Origin of the sequence: Chitinophaga sp. (assembly GCF_036566945.1) — a bacterium.
Classification (GTDB): domain Bacteria; phylum Bacteroidota; class Bacteroidia; order Chitinophagales; family Chitinophagaceae; genus Chitinophaga.
Genome location: NZ_DATCVJ010000819.1, coordinates 1 through 15,684, shown reverse-complemented (window position 1 = coordinate 15,684; position 15,684 = coordinate 1). Strand labels below are relative to the sequence as shown.

Genomic DNA, 15,684 nt, shown 5'->3' with positions numbered 1-15,684 from the left:
ATAGTATTGTATATATTAAATGCGCATCAAAAATAATCTTTTAGAATCAGGATTTCTGTTTCCTGTAGAATTGCCAGGAAATTGTGACGGCAATTAGTCCAACAGCAATAATGCAGGTAAGGATAATGGCGTTTTCCTCCAACACGTCGGCCTCTTTTCTTTTTAACAGGATGCCATAGAAAGCCCATACACTAACAAGCGCATAAACGATATTGTTGCGTAGCAGGATCATGGCCATACTCGCTAATGTACCTACGCCAATCATGGTAATAGTCCATACGATTTGTTGATGAAGGTGACCTCCCCAACCTGCATATACCAGCAGCGTAGTCAGATTGGCAAGCGTGGCTATAGCGATCCAGCCCAGGTACAAACTGAAAGGGAAGTGAATGAATATTTTTTCGCAAAGAGTAGCGGGAGTGGTACCTATACCGAAGTTCAGGTGAATGACAATTAACGAAATCAGGAGCATCAGCATAATCACCATGCTGACCGGTATCAGGTGATAATGCCAGGAAAATAGCCAGCAGGCATTGGCAACAGTATTGATGAGAAACCAATCTTTCATTTTTTGCATCAGCTGCACCAATGCATCATGATGTTTATTGGAGAATGCCAGCCATAGCTGATAGATAATAAATGTCAGTAAAGAAAGATAGATAAGGATCCAGATTGAAAATGTAAAACCAGCGGGTGCAAACAGGTTTGGATACTCATTTGAAATCTGTGCGGTGTTTTTGCCATTAATGGGAAGTGCTACTGCCAGTACATTTGCAGCCATCATTATAATATACCCGAGCGTGTTGAATATGGATTTGTTCTTAAAGTGGAGGGTTTCATGGCTGACCATAATAGATAGGCTCTTTTTATAATATTAGCGACATGGTTACCGTGTTGTAACACAAATATTATGCTAAAATGGACAATGAAAACAAAGTTCTAAGACATTAGCAGATATCTATATTTTTACATACATTTGCCAGCTATGACAGCTGAGCAACTTAAAGCTATGAGGGACCGTTTATATGTCCTGGGAGGTTTTCTTTAACGTACCTGACCGATTAGCTAAAATAGAAAACGACAAACAACTAAGCCTGGCGCCCGGATTCTGGGACGATAACGTCAGAGCCACTTCGATTCTGAAGGAAATTAAGGTAAACAAATATTGGGTTGACCTTTACGATCATGTAAACGCTGCCATCGACGACAGCGCGGTACTGAACGACTTTTTCAAAGAAGGAGAAGCTTCCGAGGAAGAAGTAGAACAGGCATATAGTGCGGCAGTAGCGGCATTGGATGACCTGGAATTTAAATCTACTTTGAACCAGCCGGAAGATGAAATGCCTGCAGTATTAACTATTAACTCCGGTGCAGGCGGCACGGAAAGCCAGGATTGGGCCGAAATGCTGCTCCGTATGTACCGCATGTATGGTGAAAAACAAGGTTGGAAAGTATCAGAAATTGATACGCAATATGGCGATGGTGCCGGGATTAAATCCGCTACACTTGAATTTGATGGCGACTTTGCTTACGGTCACCTGAAAGCAGAAAGCGGCGTACATCGTTTGGTACGTATCTCACCGTTTGATTCCAACGCCCGCCGGCATACTTCTTTCGCCTCCGTATATGTGTATCCGTTAGTAGACAATACTATCGAGATTGCTGTCAACCCTGCAGACCTGGAATGGGAATTTTACCGTTCAGGTGGTAAGGGTGGACAGAACGTAAACAAGGTGGAAACTGCCGTACGTTTGAAGCACGTTCCTTCAGGTATCATCATCGAATGTCAGCAGGCACGTACACAGGGAGAGAACCGTGAAAAAGCGCTCACCATGTTGAAGTCACGCCTGTATGAAGAAGAAATCCGTAAAAGAGAAGAGCTGAAAAATGCAGCCAACGCCAACAAACGCAAAATCGAATGGGGCTCACAGATCAGGTCATACGTATTCCATCCGTATAAAATGATCAAAGATCACCGGACAGATTTTGAAGTAGGTAACGTAGGTCCTGTAATGGACGGCGAACTGAACGGATTTGTGAAAGCATATCTCATGATGCAGAAGGAAGAGGACAATAATTAATAAGTATCTACTAATAATTAATAAGCGCGTAGGCGTTGTAACCATTAATTTTGCAGCGGAAACAAAACACGTAATCATTTGTTTATTTGGTTGTTTGTTACCTGGATGTTTCATCCGGCAGACAAATAACCAAATAAACGAATATTAAAATTAGGTTACAATGAATACAGGATACTTTGAATACGCAGCGCCAGCTAATGAGCCTGTGTTGTCTTATGCGCCCGGTTCCGTTGAGAGAATTGCATTAAAGAAACAATTAGCCGCATTTAAAGGAGAAGTAGCTGATATCCCCATGTATATCGGCGGTAAAGAAATTCGCACCGGTAACACCGTAGACCTGCGCCCTCCCCACGAAATCAAACACAAATTAGGTCAATTCCATATGGGTGATGCCACTCACGTGAAAGCCGCTATCGCAGCAGCTTTGGAAGCACGTGAAAAATGGGCTAATATGGATTGGGAACAACGCGCTGGTATCTTCCTGCGCGCAGCTGAACTCCTGGCCACCAAATACCGTTACCATATCAACGCTGCTACCATGCTGGGACAAAGCAAAAATGCTTACCAGGCTGAAATAGACAGTGCTTGTGAACTGATCGACTTCCTTCGTTATAATGTACACTTCCTGAGCGAAATTTATCGTCAGCAACCGGTATGTGCGCCTGGTATTCATAACAGGGTAGAATACCGTCCACTGGAAGGTTTCGTACTCGCCGTAACACCATTTAACTTCACGGCTATTGCCGGTAACCTTCCTGCGTCTGCTGCTATGTGCGGTAACGTGGTGGTATGGAAACCCGCCAATACCCAGGTGTTTGCTGCACAGGTATTCATGAAAGTCATGATCGAAGCAGGTTTACCAGATGGGGTCATCAACCTGGTATATGCCGGCGGCCCGCTCATCGGCGATATCTGTTTTGCTGATCCTCACTTCGCAGGTATCCACTTCACCGGTTCTACCGGCGTATTCCAGACCATGTGGAAGGCCATCGGCGAAAACATCCATAAATACAAAACTTATCCGCGTATTGTAGGTGAAACAGGTGGTAAAGATTTTGTGCTCATTCACAAATCAGCCGATGTTGATATTGCCGTTACCGCTTTAGCCCGCGGCGCTTTCGAATACCAGGGCCAGAAATGTTCTGCCGCCTCCCGCGCATACATACCAAGCAATCTTGCTGACGATATAAAATCAAAATTAGTCGCTGAACTGAAGACCATGAAAATGGGTACTACAGAAGATTTCAGCAACTTCATCAACGCAGTGATCGATGAACGTTCTTTCGATAAAATCGCGAAGTACATCGACAATGCCAAACAGGATCCTGCCGCCAAAATCATCGCAGGCGGTAACTACAATAAATCAGAAGGCTACTTCATTGAGCCCACGGTTATTGAAACCACCGATCCTAAGTATGTGACCATGTGTGAAGAAATCTTCGGACCCGTACTGACTATCCATGTATACGATGCCGATAAATTTGAAGAAATTATGCAGATCGTAGACACCACTTCCGAATACGCATTGACCGGTGCTGTCATTGCACAGGATCGTTACGCAGTGGAACTGGCTACCCGCAAACTGGTAAACAGTGCAGGTAACTTCTACATCAACGACAAGCCAACCGGCGCCGTAGTAGGACAGCAGCCATTTGGCGGTGCCCGTGCTTCCGGTACCAACGATAAAGCAGGTTCTCAACTGAACCTTTACCGTTGGTTGAGTGCCAGAAGTATCAAAGAAACTTTTGTTCCGGCTACCGACTACCGCTATCCGTTCCTGAAAGAAGCTTAGTAAATGTTCATGATTTATATAAAGGCGGTGGATCTATATCCATCGCCTTTTTTGTACCTTGCACCCTCATTTCAGAATCACGGAAATTATGCAGGCAGAGATCATTCAAACATACTTCACCGAACATCATAAACAACGCCGCGTTGCGGACCTGGAACAACGTCTGATCGCTGACGGCACACCAAAGCCGGAAGCCAGCATGGCCGCCGCCAAAGGTTTTGATGAATATTTCCGTAAGCAAATGCGTACTACCGGTGTAAAGGCAGGCATCTTCCTTGTTGTTGCCTTCATTATGTTGATCCGCGTAATTACACTTACCAACCGGGAAGAAGGTAGTTTCATGCAGGTGTCCTTTTCCCTTGCCCTCGTGGCCTTTGCGCTGGTACGTGGATTGATATGGGCTATTCAGTTGTTTGCACTGAAAGAAGAGATTAGTACGTTTAAAGATTTAAGAAGTTTATAGTATCTCCTACAAAACATTTTGCCGGGAGAAGTAATTTCTTCTTCCGGCAAAATGATCCAACAAAAAAACATCTCCAAATAACTACTGCATTTTCTGCAACGCGGCCAACGACTCCGTTACATGTTTCTCTCCATCGCGCATAGAGTTAAACTCATGTACCACCACGCCTTCCTTATCTACTATGTAAGTAACACGGCCCGGAATCACAAACGTTTTAGGTACGCCAAATAATTTGCGCACTTCATTTTGTGGATCGCTCAACAGGGTGAAGGGAAGATGATGATGTGTGGCAAAGCTTTTATGAGAGGCTACGCCATCGGAACTAATACCAATGACCAATGCACCGTACTTCTGAAAATCCTGGAAGTTATCACGGAAGGAACAAGCTTCTTTGGTACATACGCTGGTTTCATCTTTCGGATAAAAATAAATAACCAGTGGCTGTTTACCCAGCACACTGTCTATATTAAAAGTGTTTCCATTTTGATCCTGTAAAGAGAAGTTGGGTATTTTATCTCCTGTTTTAATTTGACCCTGGGTATTGCAACCCCAGAGCTGAAAAAATGCGGCCATAGTTATAATTGACTTAATAAGGTTCATACCTGAAAGTATTGATACTGCTAAAGTACGAAGAGAAGGGGAGTCCGACATCTTCTTTTCTGATGCTATCTGTTATTTTAAATTAATATATAATATAAAAATAGTATCAAAAACTAAATATTCCATTGTTTATCAAGCTTTTCTCATATTCAGCTTTTTATCTCTTGCATTTAATCATTATTTTTGGCGCCTAAAACGTTGTGTTTTGAAAACCATACTAAACGGCAAGCAGATGGCTATCACGATAGACAGGCTTTGTCACCAGTTGATAGAAAATCATTTACAGTTTGAACAAACCGTGCTGATTGGACTGCAGCCGAGGGGAATTTATTTAGCCGGCAGAATTCATCAGACTTTGTTGAAATTATTGCCAGGCGCACATATCGACTACGGTAAACTGGATATTACCTTTTACCGGGACGACTTTAATCAGAGTAAAACGTTGCATGTGCCCAGTGAAACAAGTATTGATTTTTCCATAGAAAATAAAAAGGTGGTGTTGATAGATGATGTATTGTATACAGGTCGTACCATTCGTTCGGCGCTGGATGCAATGCTGGATTTCGGCCGGCCTGCCTCGGTGGAGCTGCTCACGCTGATCGACAGACGATTCAGCAGGCAGCTGCCTATTCAGCCCGACTATACCGGACGTACCATTGATGCCCTGATTTCTCAGAAAGTAAGGGTATTATGGAACGAAAGAGATGGTAACGACGAAGTAATTCTAATTGACTAAAATGAATCCGGATTTCAGAATTCAGATTTCACCCTTTATATTTGCACATTAATGTCACTTTCTGTAAAACACTTACTCGGAATTCGCGATCTGCAGCGCCAGGATATAGAGCTTATTTTTCAAACAGCCGACCAGTTTAAGGAGGTTTTACAAAGACCTATTAAAAAGGTTCCTACGCTCCGCGATACAACAATTGTTAATTTATTTTTTGAGAATTCTACCCGCACACGCATCTCTTTTGAGTTAGCGGAAAAGCGTCTGGGTGCAGATACCGTTAATTTCTCTGCTTCCGGATCTTCTGTTTCCAAAGGAGAAACGCTGATAGACACGGTCAATAACATCCTGTCCATGAAAGTGGATATGGTGGTGATGCGACACTCTGCCAGCGGTGCACCGCATTTTCTGGCCAGGCACATCAACGTGCCGATCCTCAATGCAGGCGATGGTATCAATGAACATCCCACACAGGCGCTGCTGGATGCTTTCTCTATCCGGGAAAGACTGGGTAGCGTAGAAGGCAAAAAAGTAGCCATTTGTGGTGATATCATGCACTCCCGGGTAGCCCTCTCCAACATCTACTGCCTCAAGAAACTGGGTGCAGAAGTAACGGTGGTAGGTCCACCTACGCTGATTCCTAAATACATGGCCGCCGCACTCGGGGTAAACGTGAGCTATAACATCCGCGAAGCGTTGCAATGGTGCGATGTAGCCAATGTGCTGCGTATTCAGCTGGAAAGACAAAATACCCCTTTATTCTCTTCCCTCCGGGAATACTCCCTGGCCTACGGTGTAAACCGACAGCTGCTGGATAGCCTGAATAAAGAAATTGTGATCATGCACCCCGGACCCATTAATCGTGGCGTGGAAATAAATTCTGATGTGGCAGACTCCGGTCAGTCCATTATCCTGGATCAGGTAGAAAACGGCGTGGCGGTTCGTATGGCGGCGTTGTATTTACTGGCAGGAAAGAAAACAGAATAGTATTTTGTCTTTCCCAGGATTATACTGATTTTGATGATTTTCCGGATTTTTACTTTTTTGATTTAGGATTAAAAAAAGATTAGCGAAGACAGGAGCATATACCGCTTACGTCTTCGCTAATCTTTTTTATCCTTTAAAATCCCGGAAAACAAAATCCGGGAAATCATCAAAATCAGTATAATCCTGGGAAAGACAAAGTTCGCTCTTTTTCTAATCCTATAAAATCAAAAAGTAAAAATCCGGGAAATCATCAAAATCAGTATAATCCTGAGAAAGACAAAAATACGCATTAAAAACTCACACCCAGCCCGACTGTATAGGAGCGGAAAAACGGATATACGTTCCCGTTATACCCACCGGCCTGTTCCGGATCATAATATTTTATCTTCATCTTCGTCGTTTCCCATAGGTCCTGTCCGGAGAAATAAATACGTAAACTGCTGACCATTATTTTCTTTAACCATTCCTTCGGTAGGGTATAGCCTATTTGCAGGTTTTTAAGCCGGATATAAGACCCGTTCATCACCCATTGGGAGGAAGGCAGGGTGTTGTGTTGATCGTTGAGATACAAGCGCGGAAACAGGGCATCCGGATGTTCCGGCGTCCAGTAATCCTGGTTAATATCCCAGGGCTGCTGCCAGGTGCCGGTAAACGGTATATTATAGCGGGGATCCGGCATCACTTTACGATTAGACACTCCCTGGAAAAAAACAGAGCAATCAATCCCTTTCCAGGCGAATCCGGCATCTATGCCATAAGAGAACTGTGGATCAGTACTGCCCAGGTACACCAGGTCGGCATTATCTATTTTGTTATCGCCGTTAATATCTTTATAGCGTAGGTCACCAGGAGCGGTTTGGGCGCTCTGGTAAGCATGTTGCTTTACTTCATCAGCGTTCTGGAAATACCCATCGGACTGGTAGCCGAACAGGGACGAATAAGGATAACCGGCAATGCCCTGGTTCCAGCCTGCCTGAGGGGCTACGTTATCATTGCGCAATACCTCGTTCCTGCTATGAAATAAATTGGCGTTGATGTACCAGGTAAAGGGCCCCTGGTCTTTTCTCCAGCCTGCATTGATTTCCCAGCCCCAGGTTTTCATTTCTCCCTGGTGAAAGGCAATAGGCCATGCACCTGCTGTAGACGATGTCAGCACCGGAATTTGCATATCACTGTTTCTCTTCACAAAATAATCTGCCGACAATGTAAACCTGCCACGGAAAAGTGTGGCATCCCATCCGTAGTTATTTGTGGAGATATTTTCCCAGCCATGTGCCTGTAGAATAGGATTCTTGTAGACAAACGGAAGTACAGGCCAACGGTCGTTAAAAGCAAAGGTCTGCAAACGCTCGTCATTGGGAATGCTGTTCCAGCTGTTTACATTTCCCAGTCGGCCCCAGGACCATCTCAATTTAAATTCATTAAAAAACGGCAGCGCGTTGTTAAACCACGTTTCATTATTCAGGCGCCATCCGGCAGAAAAAGAAGGGAATGCCTGCCATTGTGTACCGCCCTGAAACGATGTGCTGTACTGCGTTAAACGTGCACCTATCAGGTTCGCTTCCAACAGGTACCTGTTGTCGTAATTATAATTCAGTTTGCCGAAGAAAGATTGGAGAGAACCACTGGCCGCCAGTAATTGCGTGTATTCGGGCGCGTTAGTAAAGTGGCTGTTGCTGATATCTGCCGGTGGAACATTGTACGAGGCGGCAGTGTTCTGCGTAGTGTTATAGGTCTCCTGTGTATAACCTCCCAACAGGTGAATATTGTGTTTTTCTTTTTTTACATCGTAGTCGGCCAATACCTGCAGGTTGCCGCCTTTGGCCACCAGCCTGCTTTTCTGAAGCAGGTTATCTGGTTGTACCAGGAATGCGGTGTCCACACGATTCCATAAAGCAATGGTGTTTCTGCCAAGATTATCCTGCAGGGTATGCTGCTGCGGACTATAAACCGCGCGTAGTGTAAGGCCCTTCACCAGGCTATCCGCCCTTAGGGTAAATACCGCATCAGCATAATTATTTTTCTCATCCCGCTCACCGCCATCTGCCAGCGCCGGGTAAGTAGGCGCGCCACCATAAGCGTAATTATTGGTATTGGGTACATATACCGGCACATTTCCTGGTCCACGGTAAAGCCCTGCCAGCAAGCCTTTTGGGCCTTCCACCGCCTGTGATGGCGAAAAGGTATTTGTTTGTGCATACGATACACGCGTTTCCAGGCTGAAATGTTTATTGAAACGATTGTTCATGCTGGCACGTGCATTCACGCGATGCGTCCGGTCGGGGCCCATAGCGAAAAGTCCTTGTCTGCCGAAATACCCAAACGACGCGGAAAACTGGGTCACACTATCGCCGCCTTTTACCGACACGTTATAGTTCTGAATCCCCGTTTTACTTTTGGTGAGCACAGGGATCGGATCAAAATTATAGTAGTATTTATAATTATCCGGATGCTGGTAATCTATTGCATAGTGGTTGCCGGACTGCATCAGGGCAATTTCAGCAGGGTCCCAGGGGGCGGCTTCACCGGCATTAACAGCAGCTTCATTCTGCATGCTGGCTGCTTTCCACGACGGCAGGCGGTTCGGTAGGCGAATCGGCGTTTCAAATCCTCCGAGGGTGTTGAAATCGACTCTGAGCTTACCGGGTTTGCCGGTGCGGGTGGTGACGAGAACAACACCACCCGCGCCACGGGCGCCATAAATGGAGGCAGCAGAAGCATCTTTCAGGATAGATACCGACTCAATATCGTCCGGGTTCAATACGGCCAGTGAGCCGGGAACACCGTCAACAATAACAGGGGTATTGCCCGAAGCTGAGCTGACGCCTCTTACCTGTATATTAAATCCTTCCCGTCCCGGTTGGCCATTGCTGCGCGTTACCACCAGCCCGGTGGCGGTGCCTTGCAAGGCAGCCATCACATTGGCTACGGGCCTGCTTCTCAGGCGCACGCCATCTACCTGGGCAATAGCTCCGGTGATATTCGCGCGTTTCTGTAAGCCGTATCCCAGTACTACCAGCTCATTGAGCTTTCGCAGATCTGGTTGCAGGGTAACGGAAATGTATTTACGTTCCCGGACATATATTTCTCTTGTTTCAAAGCCAATGAGCGACACCTGTAACGTAGCCTGGGAGTTAGCTACATCTAGTTTAAATGTGCCATTCTCGGTGGTAGCCGTACCGTTGGTGCTGCCTTTTTCCCGGATAGAAACGCCGCTCAATGGCTGCGTGCCATCGTTGACAGTACCGGTGATCACCCAACTGTTGCTGTCGGCATTTCGATTGTTCGGCGGCGTAAGGTCTGATATGGCTTCATTCAGCGGGATGACGATGATCTGTCCATCTCTTATTTCCACTTTATATTTGGAAGGAGGGAAGATGTTGGGCAGTACTTCCTTTAAGGGAGCATTACGTACATGTAAGCTAACGCCATGACGGGTTTCCAGCTCCTCTGATGAAATGGCAAAAGTATATTTGGTTTGTTTTTCTATTTCCCGGAGCACTGTTTTCAGGCTGGCATTACTAAACTGCAGGGTCACCTTTTTGGGTTGGGCAATAGGATGTTGGGCCGTAGCTACAGCATTGGCCAATACCAGGATAACAATAAAAATAAAATCAGGCACGCACCCAAACCTGGTATTGGAGCAACGCGCCTGTAGCAATAAATGCTGCATAAGCAAGAGGTCAGGCGCGTATTAGTAGATGTCTACCAGGTCGTTTGTATGCGTAATGTTAATTTGCAGGGTCTTTCTCATAATGTCCAATACCTTATCCAGCGGCATATTTGGGAAGGTCGCCAGCAGTTTTTTATCTGCCAGTGACTGATTGCTGATGGTGATCTGAACATTATAAAAATCTTCCAATGATTCCACCACTTCTGTCAGCGGGGTATCATCGAAGGTCAGTGTCCGGGTTTTCCAGGCCAGGATGTTATTATTCTTTTTATGTATGCGGGTGTCTATTTCTTTGCCGTTATGTTTCAGAGAAGCTTCCACGCCAGGGGTGAGGATCACTTTTTTCTCTGTGCCTTTGTAGGCGGCGCTTACCTTTCCGGATTGTACGAATACTTTCACGCCACTGTTGGCGGCTTTCACGTTAAAGGCGGTGCCGAGTACCTGTACTTCTACTTCCGGGGCATTTACGATAAAGGGGAGGGCGTCATTCTTTGTAACATCAAAAAAGGCTTCTCCCTTATCTATTTTTACGAGTCTGTTTTCTTTACCAAATCCACGGGCATAGCGTACCTGCGTATGTGCGTTGAGGTACATCATAGAGCCATCCGGAAGGCGCAGACTGTCCTGTTGTTGTGCAGTGGCATATGTTTTATAACCACCTGGTCCCAGCCAGGTCCATGTGCCGGCAATAAGCAGCACAGCAGCGGCTGCCCACCAGTACCTGCGGTTCATTTTAATCACGCGGGTGTTAGTGGTAACAGGTGTAGCAGTAGCCGTCACGGGCGCATTGTCCAGCATAGTGCTTAACTCCTGCCATTTTCCGTGAGAATTAAAAGCAGAGGGGGCAGGAAGCGGATCGCCGTGCCACATTGCTTTCATATCCAGGAAAATATCCAGGTTACCACCGTCCTGTTGAATCCATTCGTTGAGCAGCTTTTTGAACTGTTCATTTTCCGGATCCTCCAGATAGCGGACTACTATATCTATGTCAGTTTTATTATTCATGGCTACTTATTAGTAATACAACCAAAGAACGTTATACCATTAAGCATTAGTAAAAAAAAAATTGGCCGGATCATGATTTATTAATCAGATCCACCCGTAATCGTTTTAAAGCGGTGGTAAGATGGGCGTATACCGTATTAATAGAGATGTTTAATTGTTCTGCGATTTCGGCGGGTGACAAGCCTTTCAGGCGACTCATTTCAAAAACGCGGCGACATTGATCGGGTAATTTTTCGAGCGCGGTACGATATTGCGCTTCCAGTTCTTTATGTTCCAGCAGGGAATGATTGTTTTCTGCGGGATTGGTACGTAACATTTGTTCTTTAGTATATACTTCGTGACGCTGATCTTTTTTTATACGGTTTAAACAGGTATTCACCGTTGCTCTTGCCAGGTAATGATTAATAGGAGCTCTTTCATCCAGATTTTCCGCACCTTTCCACAAATTGAGGAAAACATCCTGTACCATATCATTGGCATCGTCTTCATTCTTCACATACCTCACGGCGATATTATACATAGAAGGGGCGAACTGTTTAAAAACAGCTTCAAATACATCTTTGTTCCTGCTCCGGATGCCTTTTACTATTTCGTCATTACTCAATTGCAACATGCTTTTGATCTTTTGTATTGTTTCCGTAGTGCGAAGATAATTTTTAAAATTACTAATTACGAACGCTTACCTCTATACCGCGCCATATTCTTTTTTTCACTTTAACATTTCTTTGACTAATGGTAAGTGAATTTCTGGATGTATTGTTATTATACGGCAGCCAACGATGAGGGCATATATCAAAAACCATGCACATCTATTAAGGCCGAATAAAGTCATCATTAACTTTTAACCATACAAAAAATTGAATGCCATGAAAAAATCAATTGTAGGAATGCTCGCATTAGCAACAATGGTAGTAGGAATGTCCGCTTTCAAAAGCGCAGATGTAACCGCAGTAAAGTCTGTTGACAGCACCGCCGCAATGGTGGATTCAATCGCAGGCGTGGATTCTCTTGTTCGCTTAGACTCCATGAAAGTTTATGGACTCGACTCTTTACAAAGTCTCGACTCTTTACAAAGTGTTGACTCCTTACAAAGTGTTGATTCCTTAAAAGGTACTGACTCATTAATGAGATTTGATTCTTTGCAGCGCGTAGATTCTTTACAGGGTCTCGATACCGCAAAAAGTGTACTTGATACCGCAAAAAGTGTAGCGGTAGAAGGTGGTTCTATCACCGGTAAAATTACACCTGCTGATGGCGCCGCAGAAGTAGAAGCAGTAAATGGTGCTGATAAGCTGAAAGGCGCTGTTTCCCAGGGTGCATTTACGATCCCTGCTGCCAAAGCCGGTACTTACACTATTACCATTCTCGGTAAAAGCCCATATAAAAATGCTGTGATTAAAGATGTAAAAGTGGAAGACGGAAAAGCAACAGACCTGGGCGAAGTTAAGCTGGAACAGTAGTCTGATTAAAATGAAATAGCAACCAACAACACAACATCATTCACTATGGGAGCCCATTTTGTTTGATCCAGGGGGACCTTTTATGGTCCCTCTTTTTTTTGTATTATATAAAGAAGACGGAATTTTTTTGGGATGTTGGGCGAACGCTTATATATTAGATGCGAATAAAACAACAGATCAAAAGGACAACGCAAACTAAATTGGCAGAACAACTTCTAAATCTATAATCCATTCATGCGCACCATTCTCCTCCTTACCATTTCCAATACCTTCATGACCTTCGCCTGGTACGGCCACCTCAAACATCAGGACGTAGCCCTGTGGAAGGTGATCCTCATCAGCTGGGGCATTGCATTTTTTGAATATTGCTTCATGGTACCCGCCAACCGCTATGGCGCTCAGGAAGGATTCAGTGGTTTTCAGCTGAAAACCATCCAGGAAGTGATTACCCTCACTGTATTCAGCATTTTTGCGGTTACTTTCCTGAAAGAACCTCTGCGCTGGAACTACCTGGTATCCTTCTTTTTCCTGATTGGGGCGGTATATTTTATGTTTAAAAAATAGGACTGCCGGGCTAACGCAGTAGTCACCATTATATTAGTCAAATAATACATTACATAAAAAAAGATGTAAAACAATATTATTTTTAATATGAATCCGTATTATCTTTAGGGATCAACTTTCAACCAAAAACGAATTCATTGAGGGAAGAAGCTAATATACAGCTACTGGTGGAACGGGTGGCATCTTTAGGGGATGAGCAGGCTTACAAAGCATTGTTCAGGTTGTTTTACAAACCATTGAGTCAGTTTGCCTATTCTATTATTAAATCCTGGGAGTCTGCAGAAGAAATCGCATCAGACGTTTTTATGAACGTCTGGAATCACCGGGAGCGGTTGCTTCAGGTAGAAAATCTCCGGGTATACCTCTATGTTTCTACCAAAAATATTGCCCTCAACTATCTCAATAAAGCCGCACGTACCCAACACTTTAGCCTGGACGAACTGGCGGTGGATTTTAGCGTAAGCTATGCTACCCCGGAACAGATCTTCATTTCCGGCGAAATGGTTAAAAGAATTGAAGCGGCTGTGAATGCCCTCCCGCCAAAAAGAAAAATGATCTTTAAACTGATCCGGGAAGATGGACTGAAGTATAAAGAGGTAGCCCAGATCCTCGATATTTCCGTGAATACCATTGATGTACACATGGCCCAGGCCCTCAAAAAAATCAGTGAGGTCATTAACCTCTCCTTTATCAAAACAAAATAATTTAATTTTTTTTTTAGATGGAGTAGTAGATTTTCAAAATTTGCTTGTCCTTCTATATAATCATGCTTTTGTATCATACACATGGAACAGGAAAGAATATGGCTTTTGATGGGAAGAAAGGTATCGGGCGAAGCCACGATGGGAGAGCTGCGTGAGCTGGAAGAGCTGTTGCAGAAGGATCCGGACCTGAGATATAAACTTTCCGTTTTAAGCAACTGGCCACAGCCAGCGAATAGTGAAGAATGGAATTATAGAACAGAGAGTGCCCTGGAAAGGCATCTTCAAAAAATGGAGATGGAGCTTCCATTGGCAGAACTGCCCGTGAAAAGGGAAGGCAGAAATATCCGTAAAGTAGTATCTGTACTCACCCTGCTGGTTTTAGTATTGGGAAGCTATTGCGTGTATCTGCTGGCAAACAAATCCCCGCTGAAGGGCGATAAAAAGGCTATGGCGGCTATTTTTACCCGCGACGGCTCCCGTTCAAAGGCACAATTACCAGATGGCACAGAAGTTTGGCTCAATGGAGGCAGCCGTTTAACCTATAATCCTGATATGAACAACCTGGACGACCGGGAAGTCACCCTGGAAGGAGAAGCCTTTTTTGATGTGGCGAAGAATGCAGCGAAGCCATTTATTATCCGCACCACAAAAATGGGGATTAAGGTTTTGGGTACCTCTTTTAATGTGAAAGCCTACACAGAAGATCAGACCACAGAAGCTACACTGATCACCGGTGCAGTTGAAGTAACCCTGAATGATGGACTGGAACGTAATGTGAAATTGTTGCCGAATCAAAAAATCATTCTGCAGCACAGTAATGGAAGTAAGTTAGCTAAACCCAACCTGGTAGCAGGTTATAAAGTAGAAAAGATCCGCAGTAATCAACCCGAGAATATGGTAGTGGAAACCGCCTGGCGTGATAATTTTCTGGTATTTGACAACGATAAATTTGAAGATATTGCCCTTAAAATGGAACGGTGGTATGGGATTAAAATACATCTCAGCGACAAGTTAAATAACTATCATTTTACCGGCACATTTAAAAATGAATCGTTCCCGGAAGTGCTGGAAGCACTGAAGGTTACAACAACATTTCATTGCCGGATAGTGAGCAATGAAGTATTTATTACCCAATAAGTGGTTGGAAAAAAACTAAAAATCGATACCTCTCATATAAAAAAAAGGGCAAATGCTGGAAACATTTACCCCTTTGTTGAGATCAAACGGCAGTTAGCTTCACTTGGCAATGTAGTCCTGTCGTAGTTTTATGACCTTTTACAACCTAAATGTATGGAAAAAATTCATACATTATGCAATCCTTTTGCGCATAAAAACATTGGGAAAAGTTGTACTGATAATGAAACTGGTGTCCTTTATTATTCTTATTACCTGTTTGCAAATAACAGGAGATGCCTTCGGTCAACAGGACCGTCGCATCTCTATCAAAGCTGATTCATTGCCACTGACGAAGCTGTTGAAGCTGATTGAAAAGAAAAGCGGTTATCGTTTTGTATACCGCAATGATTTACTTCCAGCCAATAGTAAAGTCTCTATCAATGTAAATAATGCTTTGACAGAAGATATTTTACGAAAGATATTGAAGAATACCGGTCTCACTTTTAAGC

15 protein-coding genes are annotated in these 15,684 nt (G+C 44.2%); 10 read left to right on the top strand and 5 right to left on the bottom strand.

Annotated features, from left to right (window positions below; all coding sequences use genetic code 11):
• Positions 1-46 precede the first annotated feature (46 nt).
• Positions 47-850 carry a hypothetical protein gene (locus VIP81_RS24825; protein ID WP_331967669.1) on the bottom strand — a complete coding sequence of 268 codons (804 nt, stop codon included), beginning with the start codon at positions 848-850 and terminating at the stop codon, positions 47-49.
• A 135-nt stretch (positions 851-985) separates the two neighbouring features.
• Here VIP81_RS24825 and prfB point away from each other — a divergent pair.
• The 3 genes from prfB to VIP81_RS24810 all read left to right on the top strand — a co-directional run bounded on the left by prfB (position 986) and on the right by VIP81_RS24810 (position 4,336).
• Positions 986-2,081 (top strand): peptide chain release factor 2 gene (gene prfB / locus VIP81_RS24820; RefSeq protein ID WP_331967667.1). Its coding sequence is split into 2 segments (ribosomal slippage): positions 986-1,045 and positions 1,047-2,081, totalling 1,095 coding nucleotides; the frame shifts between segments, so codons are not numbered across the junction.
• Between the two features lie 160 nt (positions 2,082-2,241).
• On the top strand, positions 2,242-3,873 hold the full coding sequence (gene pruA / locus VIP81_RS24815; RefSeq protein ID WP_331967665.1) for an L-glutamate gamma-semialdehyde dehydrogenase: 1,632 nt from the start codon (positions 2,242-2,244) through the stop codon (positions 3,871-3,873).
• Between the two features lie 88 nt (positions 3,874-3,961).
• Positions 3,962-4,336, top strand: a complete 375-nt coding sequence (locus VIP81_RS24810; RefSeq protein ID WP_331967663.1) for a hypothetical protein — start codon at positions 3,962-3,964, stop codon at positions 4,334-4,336.
• Between the two features lie 81 nt (positions 4,337-4,417).
• On the opposite strand, the gene VIP81_RS24805 is transcribed toward VIP81_RS24810, so the two are convergent.
• Positions 4,418-4,909, bottom strand: coding sequence for a peroxiredoxin (locus tag VIP81_RS24805; protein WP_331967661.1), 492 nt, complete (start codon positions 4,907-4,909; stop codon positions 4,418-4,420).
• Positions 4,910-5,141: 232 nt separating this feature from the next.
• Between VIP81_RS24805 and pyrR the strand changes: the two genes are divergently transcribed.
• Together pyrR and VIP81_RS24795 are read left to right on the top strand one after the other, a co-directional pair.
• Positions 5,142-5,672, top strand: coding sequence for a bifunctional pyr operon transcriptional regulator/uracil phosphoribosyltransferase PyrR (gene pyrR, locus VIP81_RS24800; RefSeq protein ID WP_331967659.1), 531 nt, complete (start codon positions 5,142-5,144; stop codon positions 5,670-5,672).
• 51 nt (positions 5,673-5,723) lie between these two features.
• Complete coding sequence (locus tag VIP81_RS24795) at positions 5,724-6,653, top strand: aspartate carbamoyltransferase catalytic subunit (RefSeq protein WP_331967657.1); 930 nt, start codon at positions 5,724-5,726, stop codon at positions 6,651-6,653.
• A 289-nt stretch (positions 6,654-6,942) separates the two neighbouring features.
• Here VIP81_RS24795 and VIP81_RS24790 read toward each other — a convergent pair whose 3' ends face one another.
• From VIP81_RS24790 to VIP81_RS24780, 3 genes are all read right to left on the bottom strand, one after another.
• Positions 6,943-10,326 carry a TonB-dependent receptor gene (locus tag VIP81_RS24790; RefSeq protein WP_331967655.1) on the bottom strand — a complete coding sequence of 1,128 codons (3,384 nt, stop codon included), beginning with the start codon at positions 10,324-10,326 and terminating at the stop codon, positions 6,943-6,945.
• 21 nt (positions 10,327-10,347) lie between these two features.
• Positions 10,348-11,331, bottom strand: coding sequence for a FecR family protein (locus tag VIP81_RS24785; RefSeq protein ID WP_331967653.1), 984 nt, complete (start codon positions 11,329-11,331; stop codon positions 10,348-10,350).
• Positions 11,332-11,401: 70 nt separating this feature from the next.
• The gene (locus VIP81_RS24780; RefSeq protein ID WP_331967651.1) at positions 11,402-11,944 is read right to left on the bottom strand and encodes an RNA polymerase sigma-70 factor; all 543 of its coding nucleotides are present in this window, start codon (positions 11,942-11,944) and stop codon (positions 11,402-11,404) included.
• A gap of 253 nt (positions 11,945-12,197) precedes the next feature.
• On the opposite strand from VIP81_RS24780, the gene VIP81_RS24775 reads away from it, so the two are divergent.
• The 5 genes from VIP81_RS24775 to VIP81_RS24755 form a co-directional block, all read left to right on the top strand.
• Positions 12,198-12,791 (top strand): carboxypeptidase-like regulatory domain-containing protein, encoded by a 594-nt coding sequence (locus VIP81_RS24775; protein ID WP_331967649.1) that lies wholly within the window; start codon positions 12,198-12,200, stop codon positions 12,789-12,791.
• 234 nt (positions 12,792-13,025) lie between these two features.
• Positions 13,026-13,355: a DMT family protein gene (locus tag VIP81_RS24770; protein ID WP_331967647.1), complete on the top strand. Its 330-nt coding sequence runs from the start codon at positions 13,026-13,028 to the stop codon at positions 13,353-13,355.
• A 137-nt stretch (positions 13,356-13,492) separates the two neighbouring features.
• Positions 13,493-14,059 (top strand): RNA polymerase sigma-70 factor, encoded by a 567-nt coding sequence (locus VIP81_RS24765; RefSeq protein WP_331967645.1) that lies wholly within the window; start codon positions 13,493-13,495, stop codon positions 14,057-14,059.
• Positions 14,060-14,167: 108 nt separating this feature from the next.
• Positions 14,168-15,196, top strand: coding sequence for a FecR family protein (locus VIP81_RS24760; protein ID WP_331967643.1), 1,029 nt, complete (start codon positions 14,168-14,170; stop codon positions 15,194-15,196).
• A gap of 220 nt (positions 15,197-15,416) precedes the next feature.
• A partial coding sequence (locus VIP81_RS24755) for an STN domain-containing protein (protein ID WP_331967641.1) occupies positions 15,417-15,684 on the top strand: 268 nt, incomplete at its 3' end.